The organism is Thalassospira sp. B30-1 (assembly GCF_015767575.1).
GTDB lineage: Bacteria > Pseudomonadota > Alphaproteobacteria > Rhodospirillales > Thalassospiraceae > Thalassospira > Thalassospira xiamenensis.
On sequence record NZ_CP065232.1, the window covers coordinates 1,456,555 to 1,473,455 of the forward strand.

At 56.3% G+C, this 16,901-nt stretch carries 15 protein-coding genes, 1 other RNA gene and 1 pseudogene; 15 read left to right on the forward strand and 2 right to left on the reverse strand.

Translation table 11 applies throughout. The annotated features are described in order from the left end of the window. Positions 1-445: 445 nt before the first annotated feature. The 4 genes from IT971_RS06860 (at position 446) to IT971_RS06875 (ending at position 2,205) form a co-directional block, all read left to right on the forward strand. Entirely contained in the window at positions 446-712 is a 267-nt protein-coding gene (locus IT971_RS06860; RefSeq protein ID WP_007092439.1) for a DUF4164 family protein, read from the forward strand. Positions 713-717: 5 nt separating this feature from the next. Further along, a complete protein-coding gene (locus tag IT971_RS06865; protein ID WP_037990853.1) occupies positions 718-1,059 on the forward strand; it encodes a cell division protein ZapA in 342 nt (113 codons plus the stop codon). 59 nt (positions 1,060-1,118) lie between these two features. Further along, positions 1,119-1,279: non-coding RNA, 6S RNA (gene ssrS, locus IT971_RS06870), on the forward strand. Between the two features lie 110 nt (positions 1,280-1,389). After that, positions 1,390-2,205 carry a TIGR00282 family metallophosphoesterase gene (locus IT971_RS06875; protein WP_007092437.1) on the forward strand — a complete coding sequence of 272 codons (816 nt, stop codon included), beginning with the start codon at positions 1,390-1,392 and terminating at the stop codon, positions 2,203-2,205. A gap of 123 nt (positions 2,206-2,328) precedes the next feature. Here IT971_RS06875 and IT971_RS06880 read toward each other — a convergent pair whose 3' ends face one another. Further along, positions 2,329-4,548: a methyl-accepting chemotaxis protein gene (locus IT971_RS06880; RefSeq protein ID WP_065701938.1), complete on the reverse strand. Its 2,220-nt coding sequence runs from the start codon at positions 4,546-4,548 to the stop codon at positions 2,329-2,331. Between the two features lie 363 nt (positions 4,549-4,911). Further along, positions 4,912-7,083 carry a methyl-accepting chemotaxis protein gene (locus IT971_RS06885; RefSeq protein WP_065701939.1) on the reverse strand — a complete coding sequence of 724 codons (2,172 nt, stop codon included), beginning with the start codon at positions 7,081-7,083 and terminating at the stop codon, positions 4,912-4,914. 493 nt (positions 7,084-7,576) lie between these two features. Between IT971_RS06885 and IT971_RS06890 the strand changes: the two genes are divergently transcribed. The 11 genes and pseudogenes from IT971_RS06890 (at position 7,577) to ybgF (ending at position 16,898) form a co-directional block, all read left to right on the forward strand. Continuing rightward, on the forward strand, positions 7,577-8,323 hold the full coding sequence (locus tag IT971_RS06890) for a YebC/PmpR family DNA-binding transcriptional regulator (protein WP_007092141.1): 747 nt from the start codon (positions 7,577-7,579) through the stop codon (positions 8,321-8,323). A gap of 79 nt (positions 8,324-8,402) precedes the next feature. Next, positions 8,403-8,921 carry a crossover junction endodeoxyribonuclease RuvC gene (gene ruvC / locus IT971_RS06895; RefSeq protein WP_037987931.1) on the forward strand — a complete coding sequence of 173 codons (519 nt, stop codon included), beginning with the start codon at positions 8,403-8,405 and terminating at the stop codon, positions 8,919-8,921. Beyond that, positions 8,918-9,616 (forward strand): Holliday junction branch migration protein RuvA, encoded by a 699-nt coding sequence (gene ruvA, locus IT971_RS06900; RefSeq protein ID WP_063096144.1) that lies wholly within the window; start codon positions 8,918-8,920, stop codon positions 9,614-9,616. The genes ruvC and ruvA overlap by 4 nt, the downstream gene beginning before the upstream one ends. Beyond that, a complete protein-coding gene (gene ruvB, locus IT971_RS06905) occupies positions 9,613-10,689 on the forward strand; it encodes a Holliday junction branch migration DNA helicase RuvB (protein WP_007092138.1) in 1,077 nt (358 codons plus the stop codon). The genes ruvA and ruvB overlap by 4 nt, the downstream gene beginning before the upstream one ends. Beyond that, a complete protein-coding gene (locus IT971_RS06910) occupies positions 10,686-11,147 on the forward strand; it encodes a YbgC/FadM family acyl-CoA thioesterase (protein WP_063096142.1) in 462 nt (153 codons plus the stop codon). The genes ruvB and IT971_RS06910 overlap by 4 nt, the downstream gene beginning before the upstream one ends. Positions 11,148-11,154: 7 nt before the next feature. Continuing rightward, positions 11,155-11,886: a protein TolQ gene (tolQ, locus tag IT971_RS06915; RefSeq protein WP_007092136.1), complete on the forward strand. Its 732-nt coding sequence runs from the start codon at positions 11,155-11,157 to the stop codon at positions 11,884-11,886. 1 nt (position 11,887) lies between these two features. Continuing rightward, positions 11,888-12,343, forward strand: coding sequence for a protein TolR (tolR, locus tag IT971_RS06920; protein ID WP_007092135.1), 456 nt, complete (start codon positions 11,888-11,890; stop codon positions 12,341-12,343). Positions 12,344-12,349: 6 nt separating this feature from the next. Further along, entirely contained in the window at positions 12,350-13,306 is a 957-nt protein-coding gene (locus IT971_RS06925) for a hypothetical protein (protein WP_063096140.1), read from the forward strand. 49 nt (positions 13,307-13,355) lie between these two features. Continuing rightward, positions 13,356-14,726, forward strand: a complete 1,371-nt coding sequence (tolB, locus tag IT971_RS06930; protein ID WP_007092133.1) for a Tol-Pal system beta propeller repeat protein TolB — start codon at positions 13,356-13,358, stop codon at positions 14,724-14,726. 129 nt (positions 14,727-14,855) lie between these two features. Next, positions 14,856-15,355: pseudogene (gene pal, locus IT971_RS06935) on the forward strand (peptidoglycan-associated lipoprotein Pal). A 382-nt stretch (positions 15,356-15,737) separates the two neighbouring features. Further along, a complete protein-coding gene (gene ybgF / locus IT971_RS06940; RefSeq protein WP_223305050.1) occupies positions 15,738-16,898 on the forward strand; it encodes a tol-pal system protein YbgF in 1,161 nt (386 codons plus the stop codon). Positions 16,899-16,901 lie beyond the last annotated feature (3 nt).

The following is a 16,901-nucleotide window of genomic DNA, read 5'->3' on the forward strand; positions in this document are numbered from 1 at the left end:
GATGAAAACATTTTTGATACATGTATTCCATGTTAACGGAATTCGCGCGGAACATGCCCGTACGGGGGGCATCCGTCAACCGCTTCTGTCGAAAAACTGCGCCAATTGTCCTAATTGTGGTTAACGAAAATGACAAACATGCCGGGTTGCCAAGGTGCATGTTGACGCGTCCTGATCCTGCCCCCTATGTTGCCGTTTGGCCCGGCGTTCCCTGTATCCTTTCGGTTCGGTGAACGGAGCGGGTAACGTTGCGCATGTCATGACGGGCTTTTCCATACGGTTTCCGGGCATTATTCCGTGGGGCAGATATTTGATGCCACGGGTTTGTTCGGCAACAAATCAGCCTTTTTCATGACAAAGTCGGTTGGCAGGGTGGCCAATCTTGCGATTGGGTACGGGTTTTGCCTGTGCCGACCGGGTAGTTTAACAAAGCTGGATATTGAATATGTCGCGTTTGCTAGAAGCGAGTATCCGACTTAAAGCGGCCATCGACAGTCTTGATGCTGCCGTGGAGTCGCGTATGGCCAAGGATATCGGAAATCAATCCGATGCTGCCGGTGAAGTCGAAACCCTGAAAAGCCAGCTGGCAGCCGTGCGTCAGGATTATGACAAGCTCGCAACAGCAACCCAGACCGTCTCGGCCCGTCTTGACGGTGCAGTGGGGCAGTTGCGTCTGGTCCTTGATGATGATCGCGAACAAAGGCAGGCATAAAATTCATGGCACAGGTTTCAGTACGAATTAACGGGCGCAGCTATGATGTTGCCTGCGACGATGGTCAGGAAGAACGCCTGATGAACCTTGCGCAATATGTCGATGAGCGGGTTCGAGAGATTGCCGGAGCGGTTGGCCAGATTGGCGAACAGCGCCTTTTGGTGATGACCAGTCTTCTGATTGCCGACGAGCTGGGCGACATGCATGAAAAATTGCGCAAGGGCCAGACAAGTGTCGAACCGGAACCCGGCAGCGTAAGTGCGGCCGAAGGTGACGCGATTGCGGAAAACATGGAAAGCATGGCTGTTCGCATCGAAGCTATTGCGCAAAAGCTTTCGCAGGACTAAGTTCCGGACGCTGACTGTTTTCGATGCGCCGTTCGCGGTGATCGAGTGCAGCGGCAAATCGGGGGCTGCCCTGTTCGTCAGGTTCGCTAATTCCCGGGGCCGATGCTCATTTCTCTAGGGAGCTGTCCCTGTCGAGGCCGTGGTCTCGTTATACGGCGCCCACCTGCACACGCAGGTCACGAGGAATTACCACATGGCCAACGGCAGCGGTGGCTCCCACTTAATTCATATCCCCAATTTATCTATGTTGTGCATCAATCGGTGCGTCTGACAGGGGCATCGGTTACAGGCATGTCCGGATTTCGGGCGTGCGACGAAACGGGAAATACAATGCGTTTACTCCATCTTGGCGACGTTCTTGGCCAATCCGGTCGTACTGCAGCACTTGAAGCGTTACCGATGCTGCGGGACCGTCTTTCGGTCGATATCGCGGTGGTAAACGTGGAAAATTCGGCGCATGGTTTTGGTGTGACGGCGAAAATCTGCAAGGAATTCTATGATGCCGGTGCGGATGTCCTGACGACGGGCAACCATGTCTGGGACCAGCGCGAAATCATTGCCTATATCGATGAAGATGAAAAACTGCTGCGCCCGTGGAACTTCCCCGACGGGACACCGGGCAAGGGCGATTACGTTTTCAAAACCCGTTCGGGCAAAAAGGTTTGCGTTGTTAACATGATGGGGCGGTTGTTCATGGACCCGCTTTCGTGCCCGTTCCAGGGCGCGAACAAACTTTTTGCCAAACACAGGCTTGGCAAGAATGTTGATGCGATCATCATCGATTTCCATGCCGAAACCACGTCGGAAAAAATGGCGTTTGGCCATCATTGCGACGGGCGGGCATCGCTTGTTCTGGGGACGCACACCCATGTGCCGACGGCGGATGCCCAGATATTGCCGGGTGGAACGGCCTATCAGACCGATGTCGGCATGTGCGGCGATTTTGATTCCGTGATCGGGATGAAAAAGGAAAATTCGGTCCGCAAATTCATCACCAAAATGCCGACCGGCCGGTTCGAACCGGCAGACGGCCCGGCAACGGTGTGTGGTGTTTATGTCGAAACCGACGATGCCACCGGCCTTGCCAAACGGATCGAGCCGGTCCGGATCGGCGGGCGGCTTAAGGGCAGCTGGCCCAGCGCGTAAAATCCAAACATTTTCAATATGTTGAAACCCTGCCTGTATGGGCGGGGACGATCATGCCAAAGCGACAAAAAAATGAAAGGCCCGCCGGATGGCGGGCCTTTGCATGATAGGAAGTTTGGCAGATCAGGCGGCGCGACTGCGGGCCTGCTCGCGAAGGTCTTCGAGGATGCCGTTGATGCGGGCACGCAAGGCTTCGACCTTGTGTGAGGCATCCTGTGCTGTGGTCAGAACTTCGCCCGACAGTTGGCCGGTTTTGCCGGTTTCACTTGCCACATCATTGATCGAGGACGAAACGGTTCGGGTGCGGTCGGCTGCACTGCGGACGTTACGCGTGATCTCGTCGGTTGCCGCACCCTGTTCTTCGACCGCGGCCGAAATGGTGGTGGCAATCTCGTTGATGTTTTCGATGATGCGACCGATATCCTCGATGGCGGTAACGGATTCCCCGGTCGCCTTCTGGATGCCGGAAATCTGACCGGCAATTTCCTCGGTCGCCTTTTCGGTCTGGTTGGCGAGGTTTTTGACCTCGGCGGCGACAACCGCAAAGCCCTTGCCCGCATCGCCAGCACGGGCCGCTTCGATGGTGGCGTTAAGGGCCAGCAGGTTGGTCTGTTCGGCGATGTCGGTGATCAGTGCGATGACCTCACCGATGCGGTTTGCCGATTGCGACAGGCTGACCACCAGCTGGTTGGTTTCCTGTGCACGGTCGGCGGCATTGTTGGAAATGCGGGTCGATTCCGCCATCTGGCGGTTGATTTCCGCGTTTGAGGCCGAAAGCTGTTCGGTGGCGGCGGCAACGGTTTCGACGTTGCCGGTGGCTTCCTGGGCCGAAGAGGCGACATCTTCGGTCTGGCCGGAAACCAGTTCGGCGCTCTGGCTCATTTGGCCCGACACACCCTGAAGCTGTTCGGCGAGGGCGGCGATTTCACCGACCGCACTTTCGACTTCGTTTTGCAGGGTATCGGCAAGGCCAAGCAGTTCATCACGGAGCGCCTCGTTGCGTTCACGGTTCAGGCGTTCTTCTTCGGCCTGAAGTTCACGCACCTTAAGGGCGTTGTCCTTGAACACCTCGACCGCGCGGCCCATGGCGGTGATTTCGTCATTGCCCTTGACCGGGACGTCGATATCGAGATTGCCATCGGCCAGTGTCACCATGGTGGTTTGCAGACCAGCCAGACGGCGCAGAAGGTTGCCACGGACATAGACCACATAAATGATCAGCGAGATCAGGATTGCCGCACCGGCAACGCCATACATGATCTGCGAGCTTTGCGCATTCAGGGTCTGGGCCGATCCGGCGGCCGCGTCGACATCCGATTGCAGGCTTTCGACCAGTGCCTTGACGCTGTTTTCCATGTCGGCGGCGTATTGGGTGCTTTGATCGACGATCTGCTGCTGGGTTGCGGCGGCTTCAAGATACTTGATCCGCAAGGCGGGAAGGCTGCCATCGCCAATAGAGAGTTCAAGCATGTCACTGACGATGTTGGTGTAGAACTTTTTGAGTTTTTCGTTGTCGAGACCTTCGATCAATTTTTGCAGCGATGCGAAGCTGCCGCGGACCTGCACGCTGATGACCGAAAGCCGGGTCGGGTCGTCGAGCGAGCTTGATGTCAGGATCGTGTTGACGATGTCGCTGCCCATCCGGCTGAGTTCAAGAACCGGTCCACGCGATGCAACGGCATCGTCAAGGTCGTAAAGCAGTTTGGTGGTGCGGACCTGATCTTCGTAGGGCAGGGGATCGCCTGATTTGCGCAGATCTTCGACGGAGGCATTGATCCCGGCGATGGTTGTCTGGGTGAAAGACAGGAGCGGGGTGATCATGCTGCTGTAACGCCCGCTTAGCTGCTGAAACTTGTTCAGTTTTCCGGCAATGTCATCGGCGATGGCAAACCGGTTCAGGGTCATTGCATGCAGATTTTCCAGCGCTTCGCGCAGATTGGCACTGTTGGTATCAATACCATCGAGAATTTCGGCTTGAAGATTTGTTTCGCGCAATTGCGCGACATTTTCGTCAAGCCCGGCCAGCAGCGTATCAAGTTCTGCTTTGACAGCCTGTTCTTCGTCGGGGGTTTTCGATGCGATGATCCGCGGCGCGATGGCCACGATCTTTGCACTGTCGGTCGCGAGTTGTTGTGCCGAAAACATCGGCGGCAGTTTCGAATGCGTGATGTCCGCAAGTTCGGTGCCGAACTTGTCGAAGGATATGACGGCGACGGTGGCCGCCACGACGGCCATCAGGCCGACAAGTGCAAATGATGCCGCCAGTTTCCCCTGAACGCCGAAGCCTTTTGTGGTCTTGTTGACCGGCTTCTGGCGATCATCAGATTTGATAGTCTTTCCCATTACTCACCTAACCCCGATTACGCATAAGCAGCGCACCGGCATCTGTCATGCCGGTAACACGCGTCTGTTTGATTTTCCTGGATGAAACCTTCCTGTGGTTTCCGCATTCGGGGAGTCCCGCGATATCGGTTAGGAACGATAAGAATGCGCGACAATTGAAGGCGGAAGTTCTTGTTTTTCTTATGTTGAAAATTTCTATAGCACAGGCGCCGGTGCAGAATAACCCAAATGTTTCTCTAATGTGGCAGCCCTGTCCATCTGGATAAGTCCTTTGTACAAAAGCTTGTAGCCATTCTGACCAATAGAAAAGGCCCGCCGGGTGGCGGGCCTTGCACAGAAGAAGGTTTGGCAGATTTCGGCAGGTCAGGAGGCGCGATCACGTGCCTGCTGACGGAGGTCTTCGAGGATGCCGTTGATCCGCGAGCGCAGATTTTCGACCTTTTCGGATGCGGTCTGTGCCGTTGCCAGAACCTGACCGGAAAGTTCGCCGGTTTTGCCGGTTTCACTTGCCACATCATTGATCGAGGACGAAACGGTTCGGGTGCGGTCGGCTGCACTACGCACGTTACGCGTGATCTCGTCGGTTGCCGCACCCTGTTCTTCGACCGCGGCCGAAATGGTGGTGGCAATCTCGTTGATGTTTTCGATGATGCGACCGATATCCTCGATGGCGGTAACGGATTCCCCGGTCGCCTTCTGGATGCCGGAAATCTGACCGGCAATTTCCTCGGTCGCCTTTTCGGTCTGGTTGGCGAGGTTCTTGACCTCGGCGGCGACAACCGCAAAGCCCTTGCCCGCATCGCCGGCACGGGCCGCTTCGATGGTGGCGTTAAGGGCCAGAAGGTTGGTCTGTTCGGCAATGTCGGTGATCAGTGCGATGACCTCGCCGATGCGGTTTGCCGATTGCGACAGGCTGACCACCAGCTGGTTGGTTTCCTGTGCGCGGTCGGCGGCATTGTTGGAAATGCGGGTCGATTCCGCCATCTGACGGTTGATTTCCGCGTTAGAGGCCGAAAGCTGTTCGGTGGCGGCGGCAACGGTTTCGACGTTGCCGGTGGCTTCCTGGGCCGAAGATGCGACATCTTCGGTCTGGCCGGAAACCAGTTCGGCGCTCTGGCTCATCTGGCCCGATACACCCTGAAGCTGTTCGGCGAGGGCGGCGATTTCACCGACCGCACTTTCGACTTCGTTTTGCAGGGTGTCGGCAAGGCCAAGCAGCTCGTCACGGAGTGCTTCGTTGCGTTCACGGTTCAGGCGTTCTTCTTCGGCCTGAAGTTCGCGCACCTTAAGGGCGTTGTCCTTGAACACCTCGACCGCGCGGCCCATGGCGGTGATTTCGTCATTGCCCTTGACCGGGACGTCGATATCAAGATTGCCATCGGCCAGTGTCACCATGGTGGTTTGCAGACCGGCAAGACGGCGCAGAAGGTTGCCACGCACATAGACCACATAAATGATCAGCGAGATCAGGATGGCGGCGATGGCGACAACGGCCAGTGCCGTCAGGCTTTGTTTTTCGACGACTTTTGCCTGTGTGGCGGCGTCATCGACTTCGGAGTTCAGGGCGGCGACCAGTTCGGAAACGCCGCTGCGCATTGCGTTGGCGTATTCACCGCTCTGGATGACCAGACGCTGGCTTTCCTCGGCGGCGGCAAGTTCGCGTTTGCGAAGCTCCGGCAGGCTGTCATCCCCGACCGAGAGCTTCTGCATCTTGTCTATCAGTTCGACATAGAAGTTCTTCAGTCGCTCGTTCCCGATGGAATCAAGGGCGGCCAGTGCATCGGCATAGGTGCCGCGAATACGCACCGGAATGATCGACAGACGCACGGCCTGCGTTTCGGTGGTTGACGCGATGATCATGTTGGCAGCAGACGAACCAAGACGTTCGATTTCCAGAACCGGTGAACGTGCGCTGATGGCCTCGTTCATCTTGATGAAGTTTTCAACGACTTCTTCGGTGCTTGCCGTGTATTTGGCGGACGGGTCGTCCTTTAATGACTGCGCATAGGCGTTGCCCTGCGCGATGTCATTCTGGGTATAGGACAGAACCGGTTTCAGGGTATCGCCATAGCGTTTTGCAAGGTCCTGGAACTCGCTTAGTTTTTCGGCCTTTTCGGTCGAAATGGCAAAACGTTCCTGGGTGACTGTGTGCAACTGACCAAGGGTGTCCTGCAACTGAATGCGGTTGTCATTGATCGTGGCAATCACGTCGGGCATGAAGCCGGTTGATTCGATTTCGTTGATCTTGTTGACCAGTTCCAGCAGGCGGAAATCAAGTTCTTCCTTGATGGCCAGTTCTTCATCTGTGGAATTGGATGCGACGATGCGCGGCGCAATTGCGACGATTTCCGCGCTTTCGGTCGCCAGTTGCTGTGCCGCGGCGATCGGCGGCAGTTTTTCTTCTGTAATGGTGGTCAGAGCTTCGCCGAACTTGTTGAAAGACACGGCACCCACAACGGCAGAAACCACCGCCATCAATCCGACCAATGCAAACGATATCAGAAGTTTGCTTTGGACCCCGAACTTAATTCCCATTCTGTCCTACCTTCTTGTGCTGTTTTCCCCGAGCGGCTTCTGTGTCCGTCCGGGTTTCTTGGATCAGGCAACGGGTGTTTTGTTCTTTTCGTCGCCCAGTTCGTAACCCCCGAAGAGTTATACTTTAGAGTTATTTTTTCTTATTAAGGGACATTATTGAAATATTATTCACAGAACTGCAAGGCGTAAGCCGTTCTGCGACGAAAAATCACGGTTAAATCCATAAGTTGTATAAATCGGAGGTGATGCGCCCGCGGTTTCGGTGCGCGCCGGTTGATGAATGCGAGCAGATGACGGATAGCTGGACCTTGAAGCGCAAACAGGATATAGGAGCGGTCGAAATTTCTGCCTGTCAGTTTGTCCGGTCCGGTTCGGTCCGCCGGACTGGCGCGCAATCATCGCGAGACCGGTCTGCCCGGGAAGATCCCGCAGTTACCGGCCGGTGCCCGATTTGCACTGATCGACAACACGAAAAGAATACAGGTTTCAGGTTATGGCCGGCCATTCCCAATTTAAGAACATCATGCACCGCAAAGGCGCGCAGGATAAAAAGCGCGCCAAAATCTTCACCAAACTCGCCCGTGAAATCACGGTTTCGGCGAAAATCAGTGATGATATCAACAGCAACCCGCGTCTGCGTGCAGCGATTGCCGCCGCGCGTGTTCAGAACATGCCCAAAGACAACATTGATCGCGCGATTAAAAAGGCGACCGGTGCAGGCGAGGGCGACAATTATGAAGAGGTCCGTTACGAGGGTTACGGGACGGCCGGTGTTGCCGTGATCGTCGAGGCGCTTACGGATAACCGCAACCGTACCGCATCCGAAGTGCGTGCCGCATTCGCCAAAAGCGGTGGCAACCTTGGTGAAACCGGTTCGGTCGGCTTCATGTTCAACCGTCTTGGCGAAATCGTTTATCCGGCCGACAAGGCCGGTGCGGATGAAATGTTTGAGGCCGCCCTTGAAGCGGGGGCTGCAAACGTGGAATCGGATGATGAGAGCCACGTCATCGAAACCGAGATCGAAGAGCTTAACAATGTGCGTGAAGCGCTGACCGAGAAGTTCGGGGACCCGGAAAGTGCGAAGCTTGTCTTCCGCGCGGTGACCGAAGCCGACATCAGCATTGATCAGGCACAGAGCATCATGAAGCTTGTTGATGCGCTTGAAGATAACGATGATGTCCAGAATGTCTGGACCAACGTTAACTGGACCGACGAGATCGCTGCTGCGCTTGATAACTGATTACGCTTGCTTACGCCCGTCATTCCCTTTTGAATGACGGGCGTATTTTATTTTGCTTATGATAATAAGGTGAGGCGACGTGGTCAGGGTTCTAGGTATCGATCCCGGTCTTCAACGCACGGGCTGGGGGGTGATCGACCTTACAGACAACCGGATGCGTCATGTTGCCAATGGTGTCGTGACCTCGACACAGTCGCTATCGCTGGCGGAACGGCTTGATCAGCTTCATAGCGGGCTTATGGACGTGATTGCGGCCTGGACGCCCGATGAGGCCGCGGTCGAGGAAACCTTCGTTAACAAAAACCCTGTTTCGACGCTTAAACTGGGGCAGGCGCGCGGTGTTGCGCTGCTTGCGCCGGCACGTTGTGGCATTCCGGTAACGGAATATACACCCAATGCCGTCAAAAAGACGGTGGTGGGTGCGGGTCATGCGGCCAAGCAGCAGGTTGAAATGATGGTATCCACCCTGCTGCCGGGATGTCAGATCCATGGCGCAGATGCGGCCGATGCACTGGCGGTTGCGATTTGTCATGCACAACATGCCGGAACCCGCGCGCTTGCGGGGATAACAGCCGGACCGGGGAGAAAATACAGGTGATCGCAAAACTTCGCGGAATTGTCGATTTCATTGGCGAGGACAGTGTCATCATCGATGTGAACGGGGTCGGATACCTTGTTTTTGCATCGCGCAGAACATTGACCATGCTGCCGCCAAAAGGCGGCGAGGCGGGCTTGATGATCGAAACCCATGTCCGCGAAGATCACATTCATCTTTATGGTTTTGCCGATAACGCCGAAAAGCAGTGGTTTGCCCTTTTGACGACGGTTCAGGGGGTGGGGGCCAAGGTTGCGCTAGCCCTTTTGTCGGTTTTAAGCCCGACCGATCTTTTGCGTGCGATTGCCGCGCAGGATACCACGGCCCTTTGCCGGGCACCGGGGATTGGCCCGAAGGTGGCGACCCGTGTTGTGGGTGAGCTTAAAGACAAGGCGTCGCGCCTTAACCTTGGCCCGGTCGCGGCCCCGGCGGCACCTGTGGCACCGCCCGCCGCAACTTCGTCAAAAAAATCTGCAAAATCGGCCAAACCGGCGGCTGATGTGAGTATCGACACAGGCGATGCCGCGCCGGTTGTGGATGATGGCGCGGTTCTGGCCGATGCGGTTTCTGCACTGGTTAATCTGGGCTATGGCCGGTCCGAGGCATTTGGTGCGGTTGGCAAGGCCGCCCAGCAGGCCGGTGAGGACAAGACACTTGATACCCTGATCCGTCTGGGATTGAAGGAGCTTAGCGCGTGAGCGAGGAAGAAGACCGTTTGCTTAGCGGGGAACGCCGCGAAGAGGATTATCAGGACGGCTCTTTGCGCCCGCGTCGGCTGGACGATTTTACCGGCCAGAAGGAAGTGCGCGAAAATCTTGATGTGTTCATTCAGGCTGCGCGAGGCCGCGAAGAGGCCATGGACCATGTGCTGTTTTTCGGGCCTCCGGGCTTGGGGAAAACGACACTGTCGCAGATTGTTGCCAGCGAGCTTGGCGTCGGTTTCCGGGCGACGTCAGGTCCGGTGATCGCCAAGGCCGGTGATCTTGCCGCCCTTCTGACCAATCTTCAGCCGCGCGATGTTCTGTTCATTGATGAAATCCATCGCCTGAACCCGGCGGTCGAGGAAATCCTGTATCCGGCGATGGAGGATTTCCAGCTTGATCTGATCATCGGCGAGGGACCGGCTGCACGTTCGGTGCGGATTGATCTGCCGCCCTTTACGCTTGTCGGGGCAACGACACGGTCGGGGCTTCTGACCACGCCGCTTCGTGACCGGTTTGGTATTCCGTTGCGGTTGCGATTCTATGAGCCCGAAGAGCTGGTCGAGATCGTGGCGCGCGGTGCGCGGTTGCTGAGTTTCGATATGACGCGTGAAGGGGCGATGGAAATTGCCCGCCGGTCACGGGGAACACCACGTATTGCCGGGCGATTGTTGCGCCGTGTGCGTGATTTTGCGGTGGTTGCCGGAAAATCGCCGGTTGATAAATTCATCGCCGATGCGGCGCTAACGCGGCTTGAGGTCGATAACCTTGGCCTTGATAGCCAGGACCGTCGTTATCTGAACTGTATTGCCGGGAATTACGGCGGCGGGCCGGTTGGTGTCGATACGCTGGCAGCCGCCCTGTCGGAAGAACGTGACACGATTGAAGACGTGATCGAGCCGTATCTGTTGCAGCAGGGATTGATACAGCGCACCCCGCGGGGCCGGATGCTGGGCATCAAGGGATACAAGCATCTTGGGCTGGTGCCACCGCGCGAAGGCAATGGTGTGCCGTTGGCGGACCTGTTTGATCAGCGCGCGACCAAGGCCGCAGACGGGACAGAGGAATGACGAATACGCGTGAAAACAGCCTGCTCGGTCATATCGAGGGCAAGCGACATATTTTCCCGTTAATGGTGTTTTACGAGGATACCGACGCAGGTGGAATTGTATATCACGCCAACTATCTCGCCTTTGCCGAGCGGGCACGTTCAGCGATGCTTAACCTGTTGGGCTTTAGCAATAGTAGCGTTGCAGAGCGCCACAAAGTTGCCATAGCCGTTCGACACTGTACGCTCGATTTTCGCCGGGCGGCCCGGTTGGAAGACAGGCTGATTGTGGATACTCGCCTGATCAAACTGGGGGGCGCGTCGCTGGGATTCGAACAGAAGATCATGCGGGACGACGAGGTACTCGTGGTTATCGAGATATATCTCGCCTGCATGTCGCTGCAAGAGTTACGGGCGCAACGGCTGCCCGATGAATTGAGAACGGCTTACGCAACCTATCTGGATGTGAACGAGGACTGAAGAGAATATGGAAAATCAGGTGGTCGACGCGGTAACGCTGGGGCAGTCGGTCATGGCCCATGACATGTCCATGTGGGGTCTGTTCATGCAGGCCGGCATTGTCGTCAAAACGGTGATGATCGGGCTGATGCTGGCATCGGTTTGGGTCTGGGCAATTGTCATTGAAAAGCTGATCCGGTTGCGCAAATTGCGCGCCCAGGCAAACACATTTGAAGAAGCCTTCTGGTCGGGCGGGTCGCTTGAAGACCTATATGACCGAATTGCTGATCAGCCGCGCGATCCGATGTCGGCAATTTTCGTTTCGGCCATGCGCGAATGGCGTCGTTCGAACGCGCGCGGGGTCAAGGGCGAAACAATGCGCGCCCGCCTTCAGCAGCGTCTGGAACGGTCGATGGAAATCACGCTGGGCCGTGAAATGGACCGGGTTGAACGTTATATGACCTTCCTTGCGTCTGTTGGCTCGACCGCACCGTTTGTCGGCCTGTTCGGGACGGTGTGGGGGATCATGGTTTCCTTCCAGGCGATTGCGGCGTCGAAAAACACGTCGCTTGCGGTTGTCGCACCGGGGATTGCCGAGGCACTGCTTGCAACGGCGATGGGCCTTGTCGCGGCAATTCCGGCAGTGGTGGCCTATAACAAGATTTCCAGTGACCTGAACCGGTATGGCAACCGCCTTGAAGCGTTTGTTGACGAGTTCACGTCGATCCTGTCACGCCAGCTTGACGACGCGAGAGACTGATATGGGCGCTCAACTCGCATCCGGATCCGGCGGAGGACGCCGCCGCGGTCGCCGCAGCAACCGCCGCCGCGCCATGAGCGACATCAACGTCACCCCGATGGTTGACGTGATGCTTGTTCTGCTGGTGATTTTCATGGTGGCGGCACCTTTGATGACGGTCGGTGTCGAAGTGGACCTGCCGGAAACATCGGCCGCCCCGATGACCGGCCAGGACGAACCGCTTGTCGTATCGGTCACGGGGGATGGCACTCTTTATATCATGGACAGTGAAGTCGCCCAGGACACGCTGGTCGAAAAGCTTTCGGCCATTACCGAGAATAAACGCGATACCCGTATTTTCGTGCGCGGTGACCGGGCAATTGATTATGGCCGTGTAATGGAAGTCATGGGCCTGATCAACGAGGCCGGGTTTAGCAAAGTTGCGCTGATCGCGGAGCTGCCCGCAAAGGGCAAGTAAACCGACATGTTTCGCAGTGTTCTGATTTCTCTGGCAGCCCACTTGGTGATCTTTCTGATTGCCTGGTTAGGCTTGCCGGAACTGTTCGAGGAAACGCCGCTGGAACTGCAATCGATTTCGGTCGAGGTGGTGACAGTCGATGAATTCTCGGCTGCTCCGACCAAGGCGCTGCCAAAGCCGAAAGCCGAAGAAAAGCCGAAACCGAAACCGGTTGCAAAGCCAGAGCCAAAGCCGGTTCCGAAGCCGGAACCCAAACCTACCCCGAAACCGGAACCCAAGCCTGCGCCAAAGCCTGAGCCCAAACCGGAACCGAAGCCTGAGCCGAAACCGGAGCCGAAGGTCGAGCCCAAACCACAGCCGAAACCGGAACCCAAACCCGTTCCGAAGCCGGAGGTGAAGAAGGACCCGACCCCGACCCCGGAAAAGCCGAAACCAAAGCCGGTTGAGGCCAAAAAGCCAGAGCCAAAGCCGGAGCCGAAGCCCGAACCGAAGAAGCAGCCCGACCCGGAGCCGAAGCGGACACTTGCCGATATTCTGAAGGATGTGCGCAAAACCGAACCGAGCGCACAGCCGACACCACAGGATACACCGGAAGATACGCCCGAAGACAATGCAAGCGAGGTGGTTGCGACCCGTCTGGACGCGCGTTTGACTATGAGCGAGCTTGACGCCGTCAAAAGACAGATCGAACGCTGCTGGAGCCCACCGGCCGGAGCCAAGGAAGCCGGGAACTTTGCGGTCGAAATACATGTCAGTGCCAATCCGGACGGCACCGTCCGGCAGGCACGAATTAGCAACTCTGGCGAGATCGGCGGAGATCCTTCACGCCGTACGATTGCGGAAAGTGCTCTTCGAGCTGTGCTAAATCCGCAATGCAGTCCCCTGAAACTGCCGCTGGATAAATACGAAATGTGGCGCACATTCACGTTCAATTTTGACATGCGTGAAATGCTGGGCCTGTAATGAATAAAATCATAAGTCCCTCAAAACGCGTGGAAAATAGCGAGGCAGGATGACCATCAAGACCAACGCATCAAAACGAGATTGGGTTACACGCAGTCTGGCCGGACTGTGTGCCCTTGCCGTTGTCGCTGGCCTGGCCGTTGTACCCTCGGCACCGGCGCATGCCGAACTCCGTATCGACATCACCCGGGGTGAAGTCAAACCGATGCCGATTGCCGTTACCCGTTTCCCGGGTGAAGGTGTTTCGGAAACCGAAGTCGGTCAGAACATCACGTCGGTGATCAGTGCCGATCTGGCGCGATCGGGTCTGTTTGCGCCAATTGACGAAAAAGCCTTTATCCAGAGTGCCAGTTCGCTGGCGGTCAATCCGAACTTTGCCGAGTGGCGCGCGATCAATGCGCAGGCACTCGTCAATGGCCGGGTTGTTACCGAACCGAACGGGCTTCTGCGTGTCGAATTCCGCCTTTGGGATGTTCTGGCTGAAAACCAGATGGCAGGGGTGGCCTATCGCACCCAGCCGAACAACTGGCGGCGTATCGCACACAAGATTGCCGACGAGATCTATAAACGCATTACCGGGGAATCGGGTTATTTCGATACCCGTATCGTTTATGTCTCCGAATCGGGCCCGGGCGATAAACGCGTCAAGCGGCTTGCCATCATGGATCAGGACGGTGCGAACCACCGTTTCCTGTCGGACGGCAAGTTTCTTGTTCTGAACCCGCGTTTTTCTCCGACGGCCCAGGAAGTGGTTTATATGTCGTATTTCAACGATAAACCACGTGTCTATGTTCTGGATATCGATACCGGCGAGCTTGAATTGCTTGGCGATTTCCCGGGCATGACCTTTGCCCCGCGTTTTGCCCCAGACGGCAATTCCGTGGTGATGTCCCAGGCTTTGGACGGCAATAGTGAAATCTACCAGCTGGATCTGCGTACGCGCGAAAAACGCCAGTTGACGCGGCATCCTGCAGTTGATACATCGCCGTCATATTCTCCTGATGGTTCGCGAATTACGTTCAACTCGGACCGTAGCGGATCACAGCAACTTTACGTGATGAATGCGGATGGAAGCGGTGTCCAGCGCATCAGTTTCGGTGGTGGTCTTTATGCCACACCGGTCTGGTCGCCACGCGGTGACCTGATCGCATTCACCAAGTCACAAGGAGGTCGGTTCTATATCGGTGTCATGCGTCCAGATGGCAGTGGAGAGCGGCTTTTGGCCGAGGGCTTCCTTGTCGAAGGCCCGACATGGGCACCGAACGGAAGAGTGTTGATGTATCACCGCCAGCACCCGTCCAGGGACGGGACCAAGGATCGCTATCGTCTGTATTCGATCGATTTGACCGGTTTTAACGAACGTGAGATCGTGACACCGGCAGATGGATCGGATCCGGCATGGTCACCCTTGATTCCCTGATATCTCAAGAGTATAGTCATCGCGAAGCACTGAATGCGATTCGCATTAATCGCGGGCATTTTCGGTGTCGCGAGACATGGAAAACACCACAATCGGGCGAATGCGTCCGGTGTTAAGGGGAAAACTTAAATGAAACTTCGGATTCTGAGTGTTTTTGCTGCTGCCGCACTTCTGGCTGCCTGTGAAACCGCACCTGACAGCTCGGCTACTTCTGCTGGCGAAGGTGTTTCGACCACCAATCAGCCGTCTTCCACTTCGAGCACGCTTTCGGAAAGCAGCCCGGAATGGTTCGCGGTTAATGTTGGCGATCGCGTATTCTTTGGCTTCGACAAATATGACCTGTCGGGCGAAGCACGCCGTACGCTGGAACTTCAGTCTCTGCCTGGCTGAAAAAATACCCGCAGTACAAAGTGGTTGTCGAAGGCCATGCCGACGAACGCGGTACCCGTGAATACAACCTTGCACTGGGTGAGCGTCGCGCGAACTCCGTGAAAGATTACCTCGTTGCGCTTGGTATCGATCCGTCACGTGTCGAAACCATTTCTTATGGTAAAGAACGTCCGGTCGCGCTTGGCCACGACGAAGAAAGCTGGGCTAAAAACCGCCGCTCTGTTTCGGTTATCCGTTAAGCGCGTGCAGGTGAAAGCCTGAATTTCAAGGCGCCTGTTCCGAAAGGGACAGGCGCCTTATTTTTGCCGCCTGAAAATGTTGCAACATAGGGTCAGAACCCCCTAATTTGATTGGAATGGCAGGTGTTATATTTGCGAACTCCGACGTCAAATCCCTCGTCCGGGATGCCAACCCGCACCGCTGGCTTTTCCTTGGATTTCGCAAATATAACACCTGTCCTTCGGATCAATCAGATTTGCACGGGCTACTTTGTCGCAAAACCTTGAAAGATATATATCTTCCTGCGATTTTGCTTCGCGTATCCGCACAAATCTGATTGACCATTGCAACCAAATTAAGGGGTTCTGACCCTGGATGTTCCTTGATGATACTGGGAATGTGATGTTCGAAATTACGACGAAGGACCCGAAAATGATCCGAGTTGGCCCGAAAACCGGTTATCGAAATGACGCCCTGCCGCACCAGATTTCCGCGGCGGCGCATTCACCAACCGTTGGGGGAAAACAGGGGGCGCTGCGCCGTCGCCCGGTCGGCTATTTGTCGGTGTTTGCCGTCGCGGCGCTGCTGGGGATGACTGTTCCTGGCGGTGCACCGGTACGGGCGCAAGAATCCAACATGACCCGTCAGGTCGAACAGCTGCGCAAGGATCTTGATCTGTTGCAGCGTTATGTCTACCGCGAGGGTGTTCCTTCGGGTGGTGTTGCCGATGGTGGTTCAAGTGATGGAAGTCCGGCCGCGGCGCGCCAGCAGGTTCAGATCAACGAGATCGAACGCGCGGTGACCCAGCTTACCGGCCAGATCGAAGAATTCGACTTCCGCATTCGCAAGATTGAAGATCGCCTTGATCGTCTGGTTTCCGATGTTGATTTCCGCCTTGGTCAACTTGAAGGCGGCGCCAATGCTGGTGGCACGCAGACCGGTGCTGTTGCCCCGTCGGCAGCGGCCGGGGCCGCGGCAAACGGTGCGAGCGCATCGAATGCCCAACCAAATACCGCCGGTACGGGGCAACGGGTTGATGACCGTGGCACCCAATTGTTCGGTGTGATCGAGAATGAAGGTTCGCCGCCCTCTGTTCCGTCCGGCCCATCCAATACAGGGGCAGGTAGGCAGGCACCTGCCGCGGCCGCATCTGGTGGCAGTGGTGCCCTTCCGGCCGGGACACCGGAAGAACAGTATCGTTATGCTTTTGATCTTTTGCGCAAACAGAACTTTGCGGCGGCGGAAACCGCCCTTGCCGCGTTTGTCAAAAGCCATCCGGACAATGCATTGGCCGGGAATGCGCAATACTGGCTTGGCGAAACGTTTTATGTTCGCGAACAGTATGATCAGGCGGCTGTCGCGTTTACCGAAGGTTTCCAGACCTATCCCGATAGCAGCAAGGCGGCCGATAACCTGCTTAAACTTGGCATGTCGCTTGGCAATCTGGGCAAGAAGGACGATGCCTGCACGACGTTTGGCCATCTGATTTCAAACTTCCCGAATGCGTCGGCGGTCGTGCTTGACCGTGCCCGTCAGGAACGCAAGAACCGCGGCTGTTCCTGATGG